Genomic DNA, 21,122 nt, shown 5'->3' on the forward strand with positions numbered 1-21,122 from the left:
TTGAAAAGCGGGCGAGCATGAAAACGGCTCATGGTCGCAAGGGCGATTATCAAGGTTTTAGCCGGTGCAGGCCAATGCAAGCGTGGCGTGGGCAACTTTTCTGCGAGTGATCAGCAGGCGGGCAGGGGCATTAGCGAGCTGTTCGGTCAGGGCCAGGGCGGCGCTTTCGGCAATGCCGTAACAGCCGGTATGGGCAAATGCGACGCTCGATTTGTGGCTCAGTCGCTCTTCGTAAGCCGCCAATTGCGTGGCATCGAAGCACAGCAGCGGTACATTCAGCACTTGGGCGAGCGCCAGCAACCCTGGCTCATCCTGCTTGCGATCGATACTGGCCAGCGCCGTCAAGCACTGGCGGCCGATACCCGCTTCGACGAGGGCGCTGTCCAGCAGCGCCAGCAGCGTGTGAACGTCACAACCCCGCTGGCAACCCAGGCCGACTACCAACGTCATGCCGAGTATTGGTCGTCGCGGTTGCGGCGAAACAGCCAGGCGCTGATCAGGCCCAGGGCCAGCCAGAACACCACATTGGTCAGTTGCGATGCGATTTTGAACTGTGCTTCGAGCGCCTCGGGTGCCAGCATCGAATGCACTTGCGGCTGCGGCGCGCCAATCACGTGGGGGACGGCAAGAATTGCCACGCCCAGCACTTTGAGCAGCCCGTTGCGACCGAACACGATCAGCGCAATACCGGCGGCGGTGGAGGCGGCGGTACCGATCCACCAGGTCTGGCGCAGCGTCAGGTCAGCCGCGGCCGTGCCCGGCAATTCAGGCGGCAGGCCCAGGGTAGGTGCCAGCACAAAGGTCGCGTAACCCGCCAGGCCCCAGAGCAAGCCCTGGGCGGTGCGGGTGGGGGCGCGCAAGGTGTAAAGGCCGGCGAGCATCAACGCAAAGCCGACCGCCACCACCAGGTTGCCACCTGTGGTCGACAACACGCGCTGCCAGCCATCTTCCGGCTCCCAGGCTTCGGCGTCGTGGCTATGTGCAGCGGCACCTGCGCCGTGTTCGTGGGCAACTTCGGTCGCTACAGGAGCCTTTTCATACGTTTCGGCCTGCAAAATCAACGGCGAGACCCACAAGCTTTGCAGCAGGGTCAGCAGCAGGGCGGCCAGCAGGCCGGTGAAACCTGCGGTTTGCGCAATACGTTTGATCATGTCGGCAGGCCTCAGTGGCAAGGGAACGCGGCGCTGTGGCGGGTATCGTGGGCCGCGTTATGCACCGCCTCGATATGCGAAAAACCGGCGAAGTACACAAGGCACGCACCCAGGATTGCCGCGCCGATCGCAGCGCTCAGGCGTTGACTCAACGTGGTGGTGCTGCTTGCGGAGGGCGTAGTGCTGCTGATGATCGACATGGCGCGTCCCTTTCAGGTGTCAGGGTGAAACGAGCGCATGCAAACCCCACGCGCCAGGCACGCAGGGTTCGAACAGCGCCCGCCCACCGCGGGTTTGTTATCTGATTTTTTCGGGCCGGTCTCCGGGCTTGCGAGGGGCGGCTCTGGACAGAGTGCGCCTGAAAAGCATCGCCTTCCCATGCAAAAGCACAGTGGCCGTGACGCTTCGCTCGCTTACCGTTGCGGGGGCAGCACCGGATTTGTCATAGGGGTATGACGCACCGGTTTCCCGTTTCACCCTGTGAAGGGCACCCGAAACAAGATGTGTAGGAGAGCATGGGCCGGGGACGGTAGTCAAATGCCGCGAGCCCCTGTAGCCTTGCACCTTCGAGGTTCTTCGGCCCCACGCCGAAGCTAAGAAGGGAACGCGGTTCAAGCCGCGGCTGCCCCCGCAACTGTGAAGGGTTCAGTTGACTGCCATGCCACTGCCGAGACGGCGGGAAGGCGCAGTCAACGTTGGTCGCAAGACCTGCACGCCCCAAGCCAGGAGACCTGCCTCGTCACCGATTTTTCAATTCAACCGGGCGGGGTGATCCGGTGACGAAATCCGCTGCTGCGCGCCGCCGCAGGGCCTGTCGTCCCGTATGCCCGCCCCAAAGGGCATCCGATGAAAACACTGGCCAAACTTCCCGTCACCATCGTTACCGGCTTCCTCGGCTCGGGCAAGACTACGTTGCTGCGCCATATGCTCGACAACGCCCAGGGCCGTCGCATTGCCGTGATCGTCAATGAATTTGGCGAGCTGGGCATTGACGGCGAGATCCTCAAGCAGTGCTCTATCGGTTGCACCGAGGAAGAAGCCAACGGCCGCGTGTACGAACTGGCCAACGGCTGCCTGTGCTGCACGGTGCAGGAAGAGTTCTTCCCGGTGATGCGCGAACTGGTCGCCCGTCGCGGTGACCTGGACCATATCCTCATTGAAACCTCGGGCCTGGCCCTGCCCAAGCCGTTGGTGCAAGCCTTCCAGTGGCCGGAAATCCGCAGCGCCTGCACCGTTGACGCGGTGATCACCGTAGTCGACAGCCCGGCCGTGGCCGCCGGTACCTTTGCCGCCTTCCCGGATCAGGTCGACGCCCAGCGCAAACTTGACCCCAACCTGGACCACGAGTCGCCGTTGCACGAACTGTTCGCCGACCAACTGGCCAGCGCTGACCTGGTGATCCTCAACAAAGCCGACCTGATCAGCGCCGAAGACCTGGCCCGTGTGCGCCTGGAAGTGGCCGAAGAACTGCCGCCGGCGGTGAAGGTCATCGAAGCCAGCAGCGGCCGCCTGCCGCTGGACGTGTTGATCGGCCTCGGCGCCAGCTCCGAAGAGCATATCGACGCTCGCCACAGCCATCACGATCAGCACCATGAAGGCGAAGACGACCACGACCACGACGCGTTCGACTCCATCTCCATCGACTTGCCGCAAGCCGACGAAGCCCTGTTGCTCGACGCCCTGACCCAATTGGTGGTGCAGCACGGCATTTTGCGTGTGAAAGGCTTTGCAGCTATCCCAAACAAGCCGATGCGCCTGCTGATCCAGGGTGTGGGCACACGCTTTGACAAGCACTTCGACCGCGCCTGGGGCGCCGATGAAGCGCGCACCACGCGCCTGGTGCTGATCGGCCAAGAGCTGGACGCCGCCGGCCTTGAAGCGCAATTGCGCGCTGCCCTCAGCGTTTAACCATGCACCTGCTCAGGACCCAGCCCGGTGGTTTCGTCGCGGACGACAATATCGCCGACCTTGGCCAAACCCCCGCCGAGCTGGTGATCCTGTGCAGCGGCGATTCCAGCCTGGCGCTGCTGGCCGAAGTCGCCCAGCAATTGCCCGAGGATTACCCCAGCCTGCGCCTGGCCAACCCGATGCAGGTGCAGAACCATGCCTCGGTCGACCTGTATGTCGATGAGGTGTTGCGTCACGCCAAGGTCATCCTGATTTCCCTGCACGGTGGCATTGGCTATTGGCGCTACGGTATCGAGCGCCTGGTGGAGCTGGCCGAACGCGGCGTCACGCTGATCCTGGTGCCGGGGGATGATCGCCCAGACCCAGAGCTCAGTGGCTTGAGCACGGTTGGCGCCGAGCAGCGCGACCGCCTTTGGCATTTCCTGCGCCAGGGCGGGCTGGGTAATGCCCTGGATTTTTATCGCTGCCTGGCCAGTGATTATCTGGGGCGCGATTACCCTTGGAACGAGCCGCAGGCGTTGCCGCGTACCGCGATCTATCATCCGCAAACTGCCAATGCCGATCTTGATGATTGGCGGGCGCAGTGGAATGCGCAATGGCCGGTGGCAGCGGTGCTGTTTTACCGCTCCCATTTGCAGGCCGCCAACACCGGTTTCATCGACGTGTTCTGCCAGCGTTTGCAGGTCGCGGGCCTTAACCCCCTGCCTATCGCGGTGGCCAGCCTGAAGGAGCCCGGTTGCCTGGCAGTGGTTGAAGACTGGCTCGATGAAGTACAGGCGGCGGTGATCCTGAACACCACCGGCTTTGCCCAATCGAGTCCCGAAGCACCGCACCTGCGCCCATTCCGGCGCAATATCCCGGTGATCCAGGCTATTTGCGCCCAGGACAACCAGCCTGGCTGGCAGGCCAGCGAACAGGGGCTCGGCCCACGCGACCTGGCGATGCATATCGCCTTGCCCGAACTGGACGGGCGCATCATCAGCCGGCCGATCAGCTTCAAGGACCTGGCCTGGCGCAGCGAGCGCAGCCAGTCGGACGTGGTGTGCTATCGCGCAGCCCCCGAACGCATGGACTTTGTTGCACAGTTGGCGCGGCGCTGGGTTGAATTGGCCCGTGTGCCGAATGCGCAAAAACGTATCGCGTTGATCCTCGCCAACTACCCGACCCGCGATGGACGCATCGGTAATGGCGTGGGCCTGGACACCCCGGCGGCGGCGCTGAATATCTTGCGCGCCTTGCAAGCCGAAGGTTATCCGGTGGCGGATGTGCTTCCCGACAGCGGCACCGCGCTGATCCATGAACTGCTCGGCGGCGTCACCAACGACCTCGACAGCCTCGACCTGCGCCCATGCCATCAAAGCCTGGGTCTGGATGAGTACCTGGCGATGTTCGAGCGCCTGCCAGCGGCCAATCGCCAGGCCGTGCTGGAACGCTGGGGCGCGCCGCAAAACGATCCGATGTTTCGCGATGGCCGCCTGATGATCGCCGGCCTGCGCCTGGGGCTGACGTTCGTCGGCATCCAGCCGGCGCGGGGTTACCAGGTGGACGCCAGCGCGGTGTACCACGACCCGGACCTGGTGCCGCCCCACGGCTACCTGGCGTTTTACTTCTGGCTGCGCCACACCTATGCCGCCCACGGCGTGATTCACGTGGGCAAGCACGGCAACCTGGAGTGGTTGCCGGGCAAAGGCGTAGGCCTGTCGGAAAACTGCTGGCCGGATGCGTTGCTCGGGCCGCTGCCGAATATCTATCCGTTTATCGTTAACGACCCAGGCGAGGGCGCCCAGGCCAAGCGACGCACCCAGGCAGTCATCATCGACCATCTGATGCCGCCCCTGACTCGCGCCGAGACTTACGGCCCCTTGCGTGATCTGGAACTGTTGGCCGACGAGTACTACGAGGCGCAATTGCTCGACCCGCGCCGCGCCCTTGAGCTGCAAAAAGACATTCTCAAGCTGGTGCGTGAAACCCGTATCGACCAGGAGCTTGAACTGAGCGGTGATGCGGATGCGGCGGTGTGGTTGCCGCGCCTGGATACCTATCTGTGTGACTTGAAGGAGTCGCAGATTCGCGACGGTCTGCATATTTTTGGCGAGTCGCCCGAAGGCCGTTTGCGCATCGACACCTTGCTGGCCCTGTTGCGCATTCCCCGTGGCGATGGACGTGGCCCGCAATCGAGCCTGTTGCGGGTGTTGGCCAAGGCGTTCGAACTGGGTTTTGATCCGCTCGATTGCGCCTTGGCCGAGCCGTGGACGGGACGGCGCCCGTTGGTGCTGCAAAAAATTGACGGGCAGCTGTGGCGCACCGCCGGCGATACCCGTGAACGCCTGGAGCTCTATGCGGCGCGGTTGATCGAGCAGGCACTGGAAGGCCCCATCGAGCAGTTGGAAGAGCCCGGCTGGGAAGACGTCAAGTCGGTCATCGAAAGCCTGCGCATCGTGGTGGCGCCACGCCTGGACGCCTGTGGCCCGGCAGAAATGCGTGGCCTGCTGGATGCCTTGAGTGGGCGCTTCGTCCCGGCAGGGCCCAGCGGTGCGCCCAGTCGCGGGCGCCTGGATGTGCTGCCGACCGGGCGTAACTTCTTCACCGTGGACGTGCGTAACCTGCCAACCACCACGGCCTGGCGCATCGGTTTCCAGTCGGCGAATTTGATTCTGGAGCGCCACCTGCAGGATCACGGCGACCATTTGCGCCAACTCGGCCTCTCGGTATGGGGCACGGCCACCATGCGCACCGGCGGTGACGATATCGCCCAGGCCATGGCGTTGATGGGCGTGCGCCCGGTGTGGGCCACCGGCAGCCAGCGGGTGGATGATTTTGAAATCCTGCCGATCAGCTTGCTGGACCGCCCGCGTGTCGACGTGACGCTGCGCGTGTCCGGCTTTTTCCGGGATGCCTTCGCCAACCTGATCCGCCTGTTCGATGCGGCGGTGCAGGCGGTGGCGGCGCTGGACGAACCGGACGATATGAACCCACTGGCCGCCAAGGTGCGCAGTGAGCGCCAAGCGTTGCTTGAGTCGGGCCTGGACGCAGAGGCCGCGGCCAAACAGGCTGGCTGGCGTATCTTCGGCGCCAAGCCGGGCGCTTATGGCGCCGGTGTGCAGGGCGCGGTTGACGGGCGTTTGTGGCAGAGCCGCGAGGATTTGGCCGAGGTTTACCTGAACTGGGGCGGGTATGCCTACGGGGGCGCTGACGAAGGCACCGCCGCCCGCGAGCAGTTTGCCCAGCGCCTGAGCCAGGTGCAGGCGGTGTTGCAGAATCAGGACAACCGCGAGCATGACTTGCTCGATTCCAACGACTACTACCAATTCCAGGGCGGTATGCTCGCCGCCGTGGAAACCCTGAGCGGCGACAAGGCCGCCAGTTACCATGGCGACCACAGCCAGCCGGACCTGCCCAAAATCCGTACCTTGAAGGAAGAGCTGAACCGGGTGATCCGCGCCCGCGCCGCTAACCCCAAGTGGATCGAAGGTGTGAAACGCCACGGCTACAAAGGCGCGTTTGAAATGGCTGCGACCGTGGACAACCTGTTCGCTTTCGACGCCACCACCACGCTGATCGACGATTATCAATATGCACTGCTCGCAGACGCCTACCTGCTGGACCCCGACACCCGGGCCTTTGTGCAGCAGCACAATCCCGATGCCCTGCGCGACATGACCGAACGTATGCTTGAAGCCCAGCAGCGGGGCATGTGGCAGGCGCCGGGGGCGTATCGCGAAGCACTGGAAAACCTCTTGCTGGATATAGAAGAAGACAGCTGATGACTGATATTCCCCATTTTCCGTTGTCTGCCGTGGTCGGTGCTGACGACCTGAAACTGGCACTGTGCCTGACCGCCATCGACCCCCGTATCGGCGGCGTGCTGATCGAAGGCCCGCGGGGCATGGCCAAGTCGACCCTGGCCCGTGGGTTGGCGGACCTGCTCGCCAGCGGGCAGTTCGTGACCCTGCCGCTGGGCGCGACCGAGGAACGCCTGGTCGGCACCCTGGACCTGGATGCCGCGCTGGGCGAAGGCCGTGCGCAATTTTCCCCCGGCGTGTTGGCCAAGGCTGACGGCGGCGTGCTGTATGTGGATGAAGTCAACTTGCTGGCCGACCATTTGGTGGACCTGCTGCTGGACGTGGCCGCCAGCGGCACCAACCTGATCGAGCGCGACGGCATTTCCCATCGGCATTCGGCGCGCTTTGTGCTGATCGGCACCATGAACCCGGAGGAGGGCGAGTTGCGCCCGCAGTTGCTCGACCGCTTTGGTTTCAATGTGGCGCTGAGCGGGCAGACTCTGCCCGCCGAGCGCGGGCAGATCATCCGGCGTCGCCTGGATTTCGACAGTGACCCGGCGGCTTTCTGCGCGCAGTGGGCCGCGCCGCAAGCCGAGTTGCGCGAACGCTGCACGCAGGCGCGGGCGCGACTCGACAGCATCGACCTGGACGATCACGCGTTGGCGCAGATTACCGAACGCTGCTTTGAGGCAGGCGTGGACGGTATGCGCGCCGACCTGGTCTGGCTGCGAGGCGCCCGCGCCCATGCGGCCTGGCGTGGTGCGTCGGCCATTGCCGAGGAAGATATTGAAGCGGTGGCCGAGTTTGCCTTGCGCCATCGGCGTCAGCAGCAAACGCCCCCGGCCGCACCGCCGAATCAAGGGCAGTCGTCGAAACCGTCTGAAAGCTCACCCGGCCAAGGCCAATGGGGTGATATGCCCGCACCGGCCTTGCCCACGGGCGCCCGTCGCGATGTGCCGACCTGGCCAAAAAAGCCCTAGGCATCCGCCCCCGACCTGACGCGGGGACGGATGCCCGGCCCCAGGTGGGGCGACTGGATAACGGCAGGCAGGGCAGTGCACGCAGCGCACAGAAAGGCAGGATCAATTGGCCGGGTACGTTGCTCGTTGGACGGCCGCAATGCCGTGATGACCTGCTGTTCCACCTGCGTAGCCGTTCGGCGCCTGAACTGTGGTTGGTAATCGTCGATGCCTCGGCGTCCACCCGGCGCCATCGGGCGTTGACCGATGCCAAGGGTTTGTTGGCCCAGTTGTTTGACGATGCTTATCGCCAACGGGCGCGCATGGCGTTGTTGACGGCCAGCGGGGCATCGCCGAAGTGGCAGGTGCAAGGTTTGAAGGCGGCGAAAGGCTTGTCCGATTGGTTGGAGCATTTGGGAGCGGGCGGCGGGACGCCGTTGCTGGCTGCGCTGACCGAGGCGGGGCATTGGTTGGCGGCGCGACGCAAGCGCTATCCCGCCGAGCAACAGAAGTTACTGGTGGTGACCGATGGGCGGCTAAAGGCGATGGGCGCGCTGCCGCGATTGGAGTGCCCAGGCATGTTGATTGACATCGAGCGTGGGCCGATCAGGTTGGGGCGGGCTGAGGAATTGGCGGTGGGGTTGCAGTTGGAGTATCAGCACATCGATAAGCTGTAGCACCTGGGCTATCGCCATCGCAGGCAAGCCAGCTCCCACATGGAATCGGCGGCGCGGTCAAACTGTGGGAGCTGGCTTGCCTGCGATGAGGCCCTCAACCCCCCCCACACCTATCAGCCTGTCCCCGGCACATTCGGCCAAAGATCCGCCACCAGAAACAACCGCTCCGCTTCTTCCCACTCCTCACCGTTCGGCACCATGCGCACCAGCAACTGCGCTGGGGCCAGTGGGTCCAGGTCTGCCAGCCAACCTTGCATCTGCACCTCACTCCACACTTCATCGGCCGTGTAATGCGCAGGTGCCAACCAGGAGTGGCGGGGCAGGGGTTGCCAGCGGCCCTCTGGGCGGGTGCTGACAAAGTCCGGCCAGTCGCGCTGATGCAACCAGCATCCACGCAGATGCTGCGGGTGGACGCCGAGCGGGGCTTGCGCCGTGCCCGGCCAGGGATAGAGCAGATACCCGCCCAGCCACAAATGCGCATCGAACGCCTGGATATCCAGCGCCGCCAGGGCGTCGCGGCTCTCGGCCCGTGCAGAAATCGGCAGCTGATGCTCGGCCAGATGCGCCAGCTTGCGATCCAGCCGGTCATGACAGCCAGGCCCCAGCCATTGCGCGGCGTCCTGGCCATTGCCGTTCTGTGGGCCAAGATAGAGTTTGATCGCCAGTTCCAGGTGGTGCACGCCATCGCGGTCGCGCAGCAGCATGTCCAGTTCGCCCAGGGTATGCCCGGCGCGGCGGATCGGCAGGTTGGCGGCCAGCAATTCCACACCCGGCGCGTGCTGCACGGCAAACTGCCACAGGCGCTCGTAATAAAGGCCCAGGCGCCGTGTGCGCGCCAGGCTCAGCCATTGCTGCAAGGCGCTGCTGTCTTGATCAAGCCCGCGCAGCCACTGCTCAAGCCGGTGCGGCGCTTGCACCCAGTCACTGCCGGCCAGCGGGTGGCGTTGCGGCCACGGCGTTTGCGCCAGCATCGGCGGGGCAAGGATCACCCACGCCAGGTCGCGCACCTCGGGGTGGCGCAATTGGCGGGGCAAGTTGTGCAAGTCGGAGAACACAGTCATGGTCCGAGCATAGCCTTTTCAGCCGGTTGAAGGTGTCTGAGAACCATTGTCATCAAGGCCCCGCGGCGACAAAGGATTTTGCCTGAGGCGGCCTTTCGCCCATAATCGTTCTTTTTTGCCGCACCCCAAATCCCGCAGGAGCCCCATGGAGCAATTTCGCAATATCGGCATTATCGGTCGCCTGGGCAGTACCCAGGTGTTGGACACCGTCCGCCGGCTGAAGAAGTTTCTGCTCGAGCGCCACCTGCATGTGATCCTCGAAGACACCATCGCCGAAATCCTCCCGGGCCATGGCCTGCAGACCTCGTCGCGCAAGATGCTCGGCGAGGTGTGCGATATGGTCATCGTGGTCGGCGGCGATGGCAGCCTGCTCGGCGCCGCCCGGGCGCTGGCTCGGCATAACGTGCCGGTGCTGGGCATCAACCGTGGCAGCCTGGGCTTTCTGACGGATATCCGCCCCGATGAGCTGGAAGTCGAAGTGGCCAAGGTGCTCGACGGCCATTACCTGGTGGAGAACCGCTTCCTGTTGCAGGCCGAAGTGCGCCGCCACGGCGAGGCGATCGGCCAGGGCGATGCCCTCAACGATGTGGTGCTGCACCCGGGCAAATCCACGCGGATGATTGAGTTCGAACTGTATATCGACGGCCAGTTCGTGTGCAGCCAGAAGGCTGACGGCCTGATCGTCGCCACGCCCACCGGTTCTACCGCCTACGCGCTGTCGGCCGGCGGCCCGATCATGCATCCCAAGCTTGATGCCATTGTGATCGTGCCGATGTATCCCCATATGTTGTCCAGTCGGCCGATTGTGGTCGATGGCAACAGTGAGCTGAAAATCGTGGTGTCCAAAGACATGCAAATCTACCCGCAAGTCTCCTGCGACGGGCAGAACCATTTCACCTGCGCCCCCGGTGACACCATCACCGTGAGCAAGAAGGCACAGAAGTTGCGCTTGATCCACCCGCTGGATCACAACTACTACGAAGTGTGCCGTACCAAGTTGGGCTGGGGCAGCCGCTTGGGGGGTGGAGGCGACTGATGCTCGATCCCGCGCGTAGCTACGACCTGATTGGTGACGTGCACGGTTGCGCTCATACCCTTGAGCACTTGCTCGACCAATTGGGTTACCACAAGCAGGGCGGCACCTGGCGCCATCCGTCGCGCATGGCGGTGTTCCTGGGCGATATCATCGACCGTGGCCCACGCATCCGTGAGGCGCTGCATATCGTCCACGACATGACCGTGGCCGGGCAGGCGCTGTGCATCATGGGCAACCATGAGTTCAATGCGCTGGGCTGGACCACACCGGCACCCCCCGGCAGCGGCAGGCAGTTTGTGCGCGAGCACAACCCACGTCATGCGCGGTTGATCCACGAGACCCTGACCCAGTTCGAGCACCACCCGAACGATTGGCACGACTTCCTCGGCTGGTTCTATGACATGCCGCTGTTTGTCGACGCCGGGCGTTTTCGCGTGGTGCACGCGTGCTGGGATGAAGGCTTTATCCAGCCGTTGCGCGCCACCTTCCCGGATGGCTGCATTGACCAACACTTTCTGCAAGCCGCCGCCGTACCGGGCAGTTTCGCCTGCAATGCCTTTGATCGGCTGTTGCGCGGTACCGATATGCGCTTGCCCGACGGCCTCACCCTGACCGGTGGCGACGGCCTGACGCGGTCATTCTTCCGCACCAAGTTCTGGGAAGATGACCCCAAGACTTACGGTGACATCGTGTTCCAGCCCGACGCCTTGCCGGAGCCGGTGGCGCGTACGCCGTTATCGTCCACTGAGAAGAATTCCCTGCTGCGCTACGGCGTCGACGAGCCGCTGTTGTTTGTCGGCCACTACTGGCGCAGTGGTAAACCGGTACCGATCCGCCCGAACCTGGCCTGCCTGGATTACAGCGCAGTGTTGTACGGCAAGCTGGTGGCGTATCGACTGGACCAGGAAACCCAACTGGATCCGCGTAAATTCGTATGGGTCGACGTTGAGCGACCAGAGGCCATTCCATGAGTACCGTAGCTGTATTGCGCTTGCCCCTGAGCGTTGACCTGGGTGGTTTCGTCAAATTGCTGCAACGCATGCAAGTGCCCCATCGCGTCAGTGAAGAGGCCGGTGAACAAGTGCTGTGGGTGCCCGAGACCATCAGTGACGACGTGCGTGTGTTGTATCAGCGCTTCCCCGCCGGTGACCCGGACCAGCAACTGGATATTCCCGAACAGGCACCGGTTGCTCGGCCAGGCTTTGTCCAGCAAGTGCGCCATAGCCCGGTCACCGCGCTGGTATTGCTGGCCAGCCTCATCGTCGCTGCCGTGACGTTGCTCGGCGAAAACCTGCAAACCATGGCCTGGCTGACGTTCTTGCCGTTCCGGGTGCTGGGCGAGTACATCCAGTTCACGCCGCTGGCCGACACGCTCGCTTCAGGGCAGTGGTGGCGTCTGGTGACGCCGATGCTGATCCACTTTGGCATCCTGCATCTGGCCATGAACGGCATGTGGTACTGGGAGCTGGGGCGGCGCATTGAAGCGCGCCAAGGCGGCATCAACCTGCTGGGCCTGACCCTGTTGTTCAGCCTGGTCTCCAACTACGCGCAATACGCTTATGGCGGCCCCGGCCTGTTTGGCGGCTTGTCCGGTGTGCTGTATGGCCTGCTCGGGCATTGCTGGATCTTTCAACTGTTGTCGCCCAACCCGGCCTATCGCCTGCCCCGTGGGGTGCTGGTGATGATGCTGGTGTGGCTGCTGCTGTGCCTTTCGGGGCTGGTCTCGATGATCGGCTTCGGCCAAATCGCCAACGCAGCCCATGTCGGCGGCCTGGTTATCGGTTGCCTCACCGGTTTGCTCGGCGGGCTGTACAACCGTCGCAAATCGTCTATTTGATAAGGAAGAGCCGAATGTCCTCTTTTGCTGAAATGATCGAAAACATCACTCCGGATATCTACGAGAGCCTCAAGCTCGCCGTGGAAATCGGCAAATGGTCCGATGGTCGCAAGCTCACCGCCGAGCAGCGCGAATTGTCCCTGCAAGCGATGATCGCCTGGGAGATCCAGAACCTGCCCGAGGAGCAGCGTACCGGCTATATGGGCCCGCAGGAGTGCGCGTCCAAATCCGCGCCAGTACCGAATATCCTGTTCAAGTCGGATGCGATCCATTGATTGAAATTGGTCGCGGTGCAGTCAGCAAAATGTCGGCGCAACTCGGTGAGCCGACCGTTCAATACGCCTTTCGCCTGGGCGATGTCGAGGTGCCGGTCAATCCGATGATCGGCACCCATGTGCGCCTGGAGTACCTGGGCGCTATTCATTGCAGCCATTGCGGGCGCAAGACCAAGACCAGCTTCAGCCAGGGGTATTGCTACCCGTGCATGACCAAGCTGGCCCAGTGCGACTTGTGCATCATGAGCCCCGAGCGTTGCCATTACGATGCCGGTACCTGCCGTGATCCAGGCTGGGGCGAAAAATTCTGCATGACCGACCATGTGGTGTACCTGGCCAACTCGTCGGGGATCAAGGTCGGCATTACTCGCGCTACCCAGCTGCCCACCCGTTGGCTGGACCAGGGCGCCAGCCAGGCATTGCCGATCATGCGGGTCTCGACGCGCCAGCAGTCCGGCTTCGTCGAAGACCTGTTCCGCAGCCAGGTGGCCGACAAGACCAACTGGCGCGCCTTGCTCAAGGGCGATGCGCAAGCGGTGGACCTCAAGCAGGTGCGCGATGAACTGTTCGCCTCCTGCGCCGAGGGCTTGCTGGGTTTGCAGGAACGCTTTGGCCTGCAAGCCATCCAAACCATTGCCGACATCGAGCCGATTGAAATCCGCTACCCGGTCGAGCAGTATCCGACCAAGATCGTCAGCTTCAACCTGGACAAGAATCCGATTGCCGAAGGCACGCTGCTGGGGATCAAGGGCCAATACCTGATCTTCGATACCGGCGTTATCAACATTCGTAAATACACGGCCTACCAGCTCGCCGTGCATCAGTAGAAGGATCCCAAGCATGCGCACCGAACAACCGAAGATGATTTACCTTAAGGACTATCAGGCGCCGGACTACCTGATCGACGAGACGCACCTGACCTTCGAGTTGTTCGAGGACCACAGCCTGGTCCACGCGCAGCTGGTGATGCGCCGCAACCCCGAGCGCGGCGCCGGTTTGCCGCCATTGGTGCTCGATGGCCAGCAACTTGAGCTGTTGAGTGTCAACCTGGCCGACCAGCCGTTGACGGACGCTGACTACCAGTTGACCGACAGCCACCTGACCGTGCAGCCAAAGAGTGAGACCTTCACCCTCGACACCACCGTCAAGATCCACCCGGAAACCAACACTGCCCTGGAAGGTTTGTACAAATCCAGCGGCATGTTCTGCACCCAGTGCGAGGCCGAGGGCTTTCGCAAGATCACTTACTACCTCGACCGCCCGGATGTGATGAGCGTGTTCACCACCACGGTGATCGCCGAGCAGCACAGCTACCCGGTGCTGCTGTCCAACGGCAACCCGATTGCCAGCGGCCCTGGCGAAGACGGCCGGCACTGGGCGACCTGGGAAGACCCGTTCAAGAAACCTGCATACCTGTTTGCGCTGGTGGCCGGTGACCTGTGGTGCGTCGAAGACAGCTTCACCACCATGACCAATCGCGAAGTCGCGTTGCGCATCTACGTCGAGCCGGAAAACATCGACAAGTGCCAGCACGCCATGACCAGCCTGAAGAAATCCATGCGCTGGGACGAAGAAACCTACGGCCGCGAGTACGACCTCGACATTTTCATGATCGTGGCGGTCAACGACTTCAACATGGGGGCCATGGAGAACAAGGGCCTTAATATCTTCAACTCCAGCGCCGTGCTGGCCCGCGCCGAAACCGCTACCGATGCCGCCCACCAGCGCGTCGAAGCCATCGTCGCCCACGAATACTTCCACAACTGGTCGGGCAACCGCGTGACCTGCCGCGACTGGTTTCAGCTGTCGCTCAAGGAAGGCTTCACCGTGTTCCGTGACTCGGGCTTCTCCGCCGACATGAACTCGGCCACGGTCAAGCGCATTCAGGACGTGGCGTACCTGCGTACGCATCAGTTCGCCGAAGACGCTGGCCCTATGGCCCACGCAGTGCGCCCGGACAGCTTTATCGAGATCTCCAACTTCTACACCCTGACCGTGTACGAAAAGGGTTCGGAAGTAGTCGGCATGATCCACACCTTGCTCGGTGCCGAAGGCTTCCGCAAAGGCAGCGACCTGTACTTTGAACGCCATGACGGCCAGGCCGTGACCTGCGACGACTTCATCAAGGCCATGGAAGACGCCAATGGCGCCGACCTCAGCCAATTCAAGCGTTGGTACAGCCAGGCGGGTACGCCGCGCCTGGCGGTGAGCGAGTCCTACGATGCAGCGGCCGGGACCTACAGCCTGACTTTCCGTCAGAGCTGCCCGCCAACGCCGGACAAGGTCGAAAAACTGCCGTTCGTGATTCCGGTGTCGCTGGGCTTGCTGGACGGGAAGGGCGCCGCTATCGCGTTGCGCCTGGCCGGTGAGGCTACTGCTGTGGGCACCTCACGAGTGATCTCGGTGACTGAAGCCGAGCAGACGTTCACCTTCGTCGATGTCGCTGAAAAACCATTGCCTTCGCTGCTGCGTGGATTCTCGGCGCCGGTGAAACTCAGTTTCGCGTACACCCGTGATCAACTGATGTTCCTGATGCAGCACGACAGCGACGGCTTCAATCGCTGGGATGCCGGCCAGCAGTTGTCGGTGCAGGTGTTGCAGGAACTGATCGGTCAGTATCAGGCAGGCCAACCGCTGAAGCTGGATCAGCGCCTGATCGACGCGTTGCGCACGGTATTGAGCGACGAAAGCCTCGACCAGGCCATGGTCGCGGAAATGCTCTCGCTGCCAAGTGAAGCCTACCTGACGGAAATCAGCGAAGTGGCGGATGTGGATGCCATCCACGCGGCCCGTGAATATGCTCGCAAGCAGCTGGCCGAAAACCTGTTCGAAGGCTTGTGGCTGCGCTACCAGGCCAACCGTGAGCTGTCCAAGCAAACGCCGTACGTGGCAGAGGCCGAGCACTTTGCCCGCCGCGCCCTGCAGAACATTGCGTTGTCGTACCTGATGCTCAGCGGCAAGCCAGAAGTGCTGGCGGCTACCCTGGATCAGTTCGACACCAGCGATAACATGACCGAACGCCTGACGGCCCTGGCAGTGCTGGTGAACTCGCCGTTCGAAGCGGAAAAAGCCCAGGCGCTGGCGGTGTTTGCCGAGAACTTCAAGGACAACCCGTTGGTCATGGACCAGTGGTTCAGTGTCCAGGCCGGCAGCACGTTGCCGGGCGGGCTGGCGCGGGTCAAGGCGCTGATGCAACACCCGGCATTCACCATCAAGAACCCGAACAAGGTGCGCGCGTTGATCGGTGCATTTGCGGGCCAGAACCTGGTCAACTTCCATGCGGCGGATGGCTCGGGTTATCGCTTCCTGGCTGATTTGGTGATCGAGCTCAACACCTTGAATCCGCAAATCGCTTCGCGTCAATTGGCGCCGCTGACGCGCTGGCGCAAGTATGACAGCGCGCGTCAGGCACTGATGAAGGCGCAGCTGGAGCGCATTCGGGCGTGTGGTGAGCTGTCCAGCGATGTTTATGAAGTGGTCAGCAAGAGCCTGGCGTAAGGCTTTCTATCTGATGTGGCACCTCGCTTAGGCTCGGTGTGCCCGTAATCCGCCATGGATTACGGGCCGCGTGGTTTGACGGGGCGCCTCGGATCAAGAGCAGATCAAGAGCGGCTCGCTCGCATCGTGGTTACGGTCGGCTGCTACGAAGTTGTGTAGATACCTGTGTTCATCGGGGGCGAGCCCTAATGCCAATCAGCTAAGCGTACATTGCCCTCTGTAGGAGCGAGCTTGCTCGCGAAAAACGTCAACGATAAAGCGTGCTTCCTGAATGAACGCGGCGCCTGTGAATTCTTCGCGAGCAAGCTCGCTCCTACAGAGCCTTAACTGCCTGGTAAGCCCCTTCCCATATCAGTTCGCAGAGCATTCGGCATGACCTTCGACTCGCCCCTCATTGCCTATCAGTATGCCATCGCCCAGCAAGGCTTCGTCCCTGACGACGCCCAGCTTCAGGCGGTGCAGGCCTTGCAAGCGTGCCACGAGGCTTTGCATCAGGGGCGCTCGCCAATTGCCGGGGTTTACCTGTGGGGGCCGGTGGGACGTGGGAAGACCTGGCTGATGGATCAATTCCATCACAGCCTGCCAGTACCTTCACGGCGCCAGCATTTTCATCACTTCATGGCGTGGGTGCATCAGCGCCTGTTCCAGCTCACCGGAACTCAGGATCCTTTGCGAGCATTGGCTCAGGAACTGAGCCGGGACGTGCGCGTGTTGTGCTTCGATGAACTGTTTGTCAATGACATCGGCGACGCGATCATCCTCGGGCGGTTGTTCCAGGTGATGTTCGAGCAGGGCATGGTGATGGTATGCACCTCTAACCAGCCGCCTGATCAGCTGTATGCCGATGGCTTCAATCGCGAGCGTTTTCTGCCGGGCATCCACGCGCTCCAGCGCCATATGCAAGTGGTAGCGGTGGACGGTGGTGAAGATCATCGCCTGCATCCGGGTGTGGGTAAGCAACGCTATTGGGTGGATCAACCCAATGCACTGGCTTGCGTGTTCAAGCAATTAAGCCAAGGCCAAGGCGTGAGCAGCGGCGCGGTAAGCGTGGGTTACCGCTCCATTGTGGCAGTGCAGGCCAGTGACGCGGTGCTCTGGTGCCGTTATGCCGATCTGTGCGAGCAGCCCCTGTCCGCGATGGACTTCATGCTGCTGTGCGATCGCTTCCGGGCCATCCTGTTGGGCGAGGTTCCAAACCTCAGCGCCCAACAGCGCCCGGGGCGGATTGCCCGTGGCACCGAGGACGCTGCCGAGCGTGTGATGGCCGGAGACCGCCAATTGCCGCAGCTGTCGGTGCATGATGACAGCGTGCGGCGCTTTATCGCGCTGGTGGACGAATGCTACGACCGCAAGGTGCCACTTTATATCGAAGCCCGGGTGCCCCTGGAATGCCTGTACACCGAAGGCTACCTGGCGTTTCCTTTCCGTCGCACCCTGAGCCGCTTGCAGGAGATGCAACTACAGCGCTTTGCGGTCTAGGAAAAATCGCCACTTCAGGGCTTTTGGCGCGATTAGACGCAAGCAAGCTTCGCAATTTCCGTCAGATATTTGTAGTTAATCTCCTTCATCTACTGCCGACTCCACGCTTACAATCGAGGCTCTCAAAGGGGAACGAATCCCTGGTTGTCGTTATCGAGGAAGGAAATGGACACCCCAGACATTCTGGTGCTGCAAGCCAGCTATACCAACGAGGTGCACGCCAACGCCATCGGCTTGCTGCTCAACCATTATGCGCAAGACCCGATGGGCGGTGGCCACGCCTTGTCAGCCGATCTGTTGCAGCAACTGCCGGCCGAACTGGCCAAGCGCCCCCACGCGTTCAGCGTGTTGGCGTTCGTTGGTGGCGAACCGGCTGGGTTGGTCAATTGTTTCGAGGGTTTCTCGACGTTTGCTTGCCGCCCGCTGGTCAACGTCCACGATGTGGCGGTGATGGATCGGTTTCGTGGTTTGGGCTTGAGCCAGAAAATGCTGCACAAAGTCGAGGAAATCGCCCGTCAGCGCGGCTGCTGCAAGATCACTCTGGAAGTGTTGGAGGGTAATGCTGTGGCGCAATCGGCGTACCGCAAGTTTGGTTTCGATGATTCGGTATTTGATCCGAAGCATGGCCGTATGTTGTTCTGGAGCAAACTCTTGTAATAAATAGTTGGCAAAAAAAGGCGCCATTCAATGGCGCCCAATAAACCTTTGCCAACGGAGCGGGATGGCACAGGGTGTTACGGATTAACTAAGCATTAAATCAACTGTTCGGTTGTTCCTGGCTTGCCGTGTCGACCTTCAACGTCTTTCCGTCGGCAGAGGCCGTTCGTTGCTCTGCCTCGCCGTGGGTTTGCTGTTGAATGAAGCTGAAGTTATCGTAGAACTCCTTCGAACGCTCTGAACCGCCCTCTGCAAAGGCAGCGGCGGAGGTCAGTGTCATCAGGCTGGCAAGCATCAACGTCGAGAGTTTCATCGCGGTATTCCCATTAAGAGTGATCAGTGTCTGGCCGGTCCTTGATCAGAATCATGGAGCGACTATGGCGCTATCTTGTTAAGTGGGAATTAACGGGTAGGCACTGCGAAGTTAACAGTTTTGTTAACTTCGCTGGGGGGCTAAAGTTTCCAGTCCAATGCAAGCGTGATAGATCGCGGGTCACCCCAGTACACGCCATTATAGAATCCGACACGTTCGTAATATTTTTTATCAAATAGATTGTTAACGTTAACCGAGGCGCTAACCTGTTGGTCGAACTGGTAGCGTGACATCAGGTTGACCACGGTGTAACCCTGCTGTGTGATCTTCGCCCGAGTGGTTATCGGCCGACCTTCGCTATTGCGTGCTCCTGTGGGCCGGTTGCCGAAATCGTGGATTTCGCTTTGCCAGTTCACTGCGCCACCAACGGTGAGGTTGCGCCATGCACCCGGCAGGCGATAGGCGCTGGAGACCTTCAACAGATTTAAGGGCTGGCCGGTATTGGTGCGTTTGTCTGAACCATTGAGCGAGTGTGTGTAGGTGTAACCGGCGGTCAGGTTCCAGTCCGGCCGTATTTCGCCAGCGGCTTCCAATTCGAAGCCGTTGACCTTGTTACCCTTGCCGCCAGACTTGTAGTACTCCTCGCCAGTGACGGGGTTGGGAGGGACCGAGTCATCGCGCTCTGCAACGTTGTCCTGGGTGCTCCAGAAATAAGCGGCCGCCAGGTTCAGGCGTTCATTGAGTAGGCTACCCTTGAGCCCCACCTCATAATTGCTGCCTACCACCGGTTCCAGGTATTTCTTGTTGACGTCACGCCTGTCTTGCGGCTTGAAGATATCGGTGTAGCTCGCGTAGACGGTGTACTGCGGGGTGATGTCATAGAGCAACCCTGCGTAGGGCGTCCACATGTCGTTGTGGGTCTGGTGTGTTTTGCCGGCAGCCGTCAGTTGATCATTGTCGTTGTATTCGGGCGTGGCGTTTTCCAGCTCCCAACTGCCGTAGCGGCTGCCCAGCACCGCGTGCAAGCGTTCCGTAAGGCTCAGGCGAGTAGCGAGGTAGCCGGCTTTCTGCTGTTTCTTGCTGTGTTCACCCTTGAGGTCAGTGACCGTGTCGGCGAACTTGCCGATGCCGCCCATGTACTTCCAATCCTCTATGGGGTAGTAGCTGGCAGGCAGGTCGCTGCGCATGAAGGGCGATACATCCCGTTGGGCGGCCTCGCCATAGCCCATCATCAATGCGTGTTCGCGGCCCAGCAAGGTGTAGCTGCCGGCCAGGTTGACGTCGATGGCTTCCATTCGCGACGTACCGCGCATATGGCTGGCCCAGGCCGTCATGCCGCTGCGGTCTGCGTTGGGAAAACCGGCGCCGCCGTAGTAAACCTTGCCATCGGTGTCACTCTGGCGATGGGTATAGGCGGCCTTCACGTGCCAGTCGCCGCCGAGCCGATGGTCAAGGGTGGCGAAGGTGGTCTTGTCAGTCAGCGGCCAGGAGCTCCAGTGCGCCGCCATATTGGTAGAGCGAGGTAGCCTGGCCTTGTCGCCCTGGCTGTTCCAGTAGGGAACCGTGCCCCAGGAGGTGCCCTGTACCTGCTTGTCCTGGTAATCAAAACCTACCGCCAGCGCTGTATCGTCTGAAAGGTCGCCTTCGAGAATGCCGTAGCCGACTGCACGCTGCAGCCCATAGTTATCGCGAAAGGATCGGCTGTCACGGTAGGCCAGTACGCTGCGTCCGCGCAACTTACCGTCGAACGCCAGCGGACCGCCCACATCGATGTAGCTGTAGTAGTTGTCATGGCTGGCACCACTCACGCCCGTCTGTGCCTGCCATTGGGCGGTAGGGCGCTTGCGCACCATGTTGACGGTCGCCGATGGGTCCCCCGCGCCAGTGGTCAGGCCCGTGGCGCCGCGTACCACTTCGATACGGTCGTAGATGATGGTGTCGGCATCGGACTTCATGTAGCCGAATGTGTTGAGCATTCCATCAACCTGGAAGTTGTTGATGCCGTAGCCGCGGGAGGAGTAATAGACACGGTCCGAGTCGTTATGCTGAACGTTGATGCCGGTGGTCTGGCGCAGCACTTCGGTCAAGGTATTGAGGTTGAAGTCATCCATCTGCTGGCGTGTGATCACCGAGATCGATTGCGGGGTCTCTTTGACAGAGAGGTTCAGGCGAGTGGCGGTACTCATTGAGCCGGTGGTGTAGGCACCTGTGTGCTCGGTGGTGGCACCCAGGCTGTCTGCGCTGATAGTGGTCGCGCCCAGTTCCAGAGCTTTGATGGAGGCTTTTTCGGGGACGGTTTCAGCCAGTAGATTCGGGCTCAGCACAAGGCTGAAGAGCCCGAAGGTAACGGTGATGGATCGGGTAAAAGGCGCGAACATAGCGGCAGACTCCTTGTCATCTTCAAGCCCTCCCGGGGGTGGGAGGGCATGATTCAAAGACGAAAGGAGTTGGTGAACTTTAGGTTTTAACGAGAATGATTGTTATCTTTG

18 protein-coding genes and 2 riboswitches are annotated in these 21,122 nt (G+C 61.6%); of the genes, 12 read left to right on the forward strand and 6 right to left on the reverse strand.

Annotated features, from left to right (window positions below):
- Nucleotides 1-57: 57 nt before the first annotated feature.
- The 3 genes from JFT63_RS04075 to JFT63_RS04065 are packed head-to-tail and all read right to left on the reverse strand — an operon-like array spanning nt 58 to nt 1,351.
- Nucleotides 58-450, reverse strand: coding sequence for a cobalamin biosynthesis protein (locus JFT63_RS04075; protein ID WP_057702856.1), 393 nt, complete (start codon nt 448-450; stop codon nt 58-60).
- Entirely contained in the window at nt 447-1,151 is a 705-nt protein-coding gene (locus JFT63_RS04070; RefSeq protein ID WP_057702857.1) for a CbtA family protein, read from the reverse strand. The genes JFT63_RS04075 and JFT63_RS04070 overlap by 4 nt, the downstream gene beginning before the upstream one ends.
- Before the next feature lie 11 nt (nt 1,152-1,162).
- Nucleotides 1,163-1,351, reverse strand: a complete 189-nt coding sequence (locus JFT63_RS04065) for a CbtB domain-containing protein (protein WP_057702858.1) — start codon at nt 1,349-1,351, stop codon at nt 1,163-1,165.
- 96 nt (nt 1,352-1,447) lie between these two features.
- Nucleotides 1,448-1,661: riboswitch (cobalamin riboswitch) on the reverse strand.
- Between the two features lie 42 nt (nt 1,662-1,703).
- A riboswitch (cobalamin riboswitch) is annotated at nt 1,704-1,904 on the forward strand.
- A 93-nt stretch (nt 1,905-1,997) separates the two neighbouring features.
- On the opposite strand from JFT63_RS04065, the gene cobW reads away from it, so the two are divergent.
- Genes cobW through JFT63_RS04045 form a run of 4 tightly spaced genes read left to right on the forward strand, consistent with a single transcriptional unit; the run spans nt 1,998 to nt 8,477 of the window.
- The gene (cobW, locus tag JFT63_RS04060; RefSeq protein ID WP_057702859.1) at nt 1,998-3,059 is read left to right on the forward strand and encodes a cobalamin biosynthesis protein CobW; all 1,062 of its coding nucleotides are present in this window, start codon (nt 1,998-2,000) and stop codon (nt 3,057-3,059) included.
- Nucleotides 3,060-3,061: 2 nt separating this feature from the next.
- Nucleotides 3,062-6,823, forward strand: a complete 3,762-nt coding sequence (gene cobN, locus JFT63_RS04055) for a cobaltochelatase subunit CobN (protein WP_198843523.1) — start codon at nt 3,062-3,064, stop codon at nt 6,821-6,823.
- Nucleotides 6,823-7,821, forward strand: a complete 999-nt coding sequence (locus JFT63_RS04050; protein WP_186561510.1) for an ATP-binding protein — start codon at nt 6,823-6,825, stop codon at nt 7,819-7,821. Before cobN ends, JFT63_RS04050 begins: the two co-directional genes overlap by 1 nt.
- Nucleotides 7,822-7,874: 53 nt before the next feature.
- On the forward strand, nt 7,875-8,477 hold the full coding sequence (locus JFT63_RS04045) for a vWA domain-containing protein (RefSeq protein ID WP_186561554.1): 603 nt from the start codon (nt 7,875-7,877) through the stop codon (nt 8,475-8,477).
- Between the two features lie 113 nt (nt 8,478-8,590).
- Here the strand turns inward: JFT63_RS04045 and JFT63_RS04040 are convergent, their stop codons facing one another.
- Nucleotides 8,591-9,538, reverse strand: a complete 948-nt coding sequence (locus tag JFT63_RS04040; RefSeq protein WP_198843522.1) for a DUF1853 family protein — start codon at nt 9,536-9,538, stop codon at nt 8,591-8,593.
- Between the two features lie 145 nt (nt 9,539-9,683).
- Here JFT63_RS04040 and JFT63_RS04035 point away from each other — a divergent pair, with 145 nt between their 5' ends.
- The 8 genes from JFT63_RS04035 to JFT63_RS04000 all read left to right on the forward strand — a co-directional run bounded on the left by JFT63_RS04035 (nt 9,684) and on the right by JFT63_RS04000 (nt 18,320).
- Nucleotides 9,684-10,574, forward strand: coding sequence for an NAD(+) kinase (locus JFT63_RS04035; RefSeq protein WP_003217892.1), 891 nt, complete (start codon nt 9,684-9,686; stop codon nt 10,572-10,574).
- Entirely contained in the window at nt 10,571-11,545 is a 975-nt protein-coding gene (locus JFT63_RS04030) for a metallophosphoesterase (protein ID WP_442963704.1), read from the forward strand. Before JFT63_RS04035 ends, JFT63_RS04030 begins: the two co-directional genes overlap by 4 nt.
- On the forward strand, nt 11,542-12,411 hold the full coding sequence (locus JFT63_RS04025; RefSeq protein ID WP_057702865.1) for a rhomboid family intramembrane serine protease: 870 nt from the start codon (nt 11,542-11,544) through the stop codon (nt 12,409-12,411). The genes JFT63_RS04030 and JFT63_RS04025 overlap by 4 nt, the downstream gene beginning before the upstream one ends.
- A gap of 14 nt (nt 12,412-12,425) precedes the next feature.
- Nucleotides 12,426-12,686 carry a YeaC family protein gene (locus JFT63_RS04020; RefSeq protein WP_003190750.1) on the forward strand — a complete coding sequence of 87 codons (261 nt, stop codon included), beginning with the start codon at nt 12,426-12,428 and terminating at the stop codon, nt 12,684-12,686.
- Nucleotides 12,683-13,513 carry a DUF2797 domain-containing protein gene (locus JFT63_RS04015; RefSeq protein ID WP_186561506.1) on the forward strand — a complete coding sequence of 277 codons (831 nt, stop codon included), beginning with the start codon at nt 12,683-12,685 and terminating at the stop codon, nt 13,511-13,513. Before JFT63_RS04020 ends, JFT63_RS04015 begins: the two co-directional genes overlap by 4 nt.
- A 13-nt stretch (nt 13,514-13,526) precedes the next feature.
- Nucleotides 13,527-16,184 carry an aminopeptidase N gene (pepN, locus tag JFT63_RS04010; protein ID WP_198843520.1) on the forward strand — a complete coding sequence of 886 codons (2,658 nt, stop codon included), beginning with the start codon at nt 13,527-13,529 and terminating at the stop codon, nt 16,182-16,184.
- A gap of 372 nt (nt 16,185-16,556) precedes the next feature.
- A complete protein-coding gene (zapE, locus tag JFT63_RS04005) occupies nt 16,557-17,663 on the forward strand; it encodes a cell division protein ZapE (protein ID WP_198843519.1) in 1,107 nt (368 codons plus the stop codon).
- A gap of 165 nt (nt 17,664-17,828) precedes the next feature.
- On the forward strand, nt 17,829-18,320 hold the full coding sequence (locus tag JFT63_RS04000; RefSeq protein WP_057702868.1) for a GNAT family N-acetyltransferase: 492 nt from the start codon (nt 17,829-17,831) through the stop codon (nt 18,318-18,320).
- 100 nt (nt 18,321-18,420) lie between these two features.
- Here the strand turns inward: JFT63_RS04000 and JFT63_RS03995 are convergent, their stop codons facing one another.
- Entirely contained in the window at nt 18,421-18,633 is a 213-nt protein-coding gene (locus JFT63_RS03995) for a hypothetical protein (protein WP_057702869.1), read from the reverse strand.
- Nucleotides 18,634-18,773: 140 nt separating this feature from the next.
- Complete coding sequence (locus JFT63_RS03990; protein ID WP_198843518.1) at nt 18,774-21,011, reverse strand: TonB-dependent siderophore receptor; 2,238 nt, start codon at nt 21,009-21,011, stop codon at nt 18,774-18,776.
- Nucleotides 21,012-21,122 lie beyond the last annotated feature (111 nt).

Origin of the sequence: Pseudomonas sp. MF7453 (assembly GCF_016405455.1) — a bacterium.
Lineage (GTDB): Bacteria > Pseudomonadota > Gammaproteobacteria > Pseudomonadales > Pseudomonadaceae > Aquipseudomonas > Aquipseudomonas paralactis.

Bases quoted from the DNA above. Each gene is read 5' to 3' on its own strand.
- JFT63_RS04075 (WP_057702856.1), bottom strand. From the start codon at position 450: ATGACGTTGGTAGTCGGCCTGGGTTGCCAGCGGGGTTGTGACGTTCAC.
- JFT63_RS04070 (WP_057702857.1), bottom strand. From the start codon at position 1,151: ATGATCAAACGTATTGCGCAAACCGCAGGTTTCACCGGCCTGCTGGCC.
- JFT63_RS04065 (WP_057702858.1), bottom strand. From the start codon at position 1,351: ATGTCGATCATCAGCAGCACTACGCCCTCCGCAAGCAGCACCACCACG.
- cobW (WP_057702859.1), top strand. From the start codon at position 1,998: ATGAAAACACTGGCCAAACTTCCCGTCACCATCGTTACCGGCTTCCTC.
- cobN (WP_198843523.1), top strand. From the start codon at position 3,062: ATGCACCTGCTCAGGACCCAGCCCGGTGGTTTCGTCGCGGACGACAAT.
- JFT63_RS04050 (WP_186561510.1), top strand. From the start codon at position 6,823: ATGACTGATATTCCCCATTTTCCGTTGTCTGCCGTGGTCGGTGCTGAC.
- JFT63_RS04040 (WP_198843522.1), bottom strand. From the start codon at position 9,538: ATGACTGTGTTCTCCGACTTGCACAACTTGCCCCGCCAATTGCGCCAC.
- JFT63_RS04035 (WP_003217892.1), top strand. From the start codon at position 9,684: ATGGAGCAATTTCGCAATATCGGCATTATCGGTCGCCTGGGCAGTACC.
- JFT63_RS04025 (WP_057702865.1), top strand. From the start codon at position 11,542: ATGAGTACCGTAGCTGTATTGCGCTTGCCCCTGAGCGTTGACCTGGGT.
- JFT63_RS04020 (WP_003190750.1), top strand. From the start codon at position 12,426: ATGTCCTCTTTTGCTGAAATGATCGAAAACATCACTCCGGATATCTAC.
- pepN (WP_198843520.1), top strand. From the start codon at position 13,527: ATGCGCACCGAACAACCGAAGATGATTTACCTTAAGGACTATCAGGCG.
- zapE (WP_198843519.1), top strand. From the start codon at position 16,557: ATGACCTTCGACTCGCCCCTCATTGCCTATCAGTATGCCATCGCCCAG.
- JFT63_RS04000 (WP_057702868.1), top strand. From the start codon at position 17,829: ATGGACACCCCAGACATTCTGGTGCTGCAAGCCAGCTATACCAACGAG.
- JFT63_RS03995 (WP_057702869.1), bottom strand. From the start codon at position 18,633: ATGAAACTCTCGACGTTGATGCTTGCCAGCCTGATGACACTGACCTCC.
- JFT63_RS03990 (WP_198843518.1), bottom strand. From the start codon at position 21,011: ATGTTCGCGCCTTTTACCCGATCCATCACCGTTACCTTCGGGCTCTTC.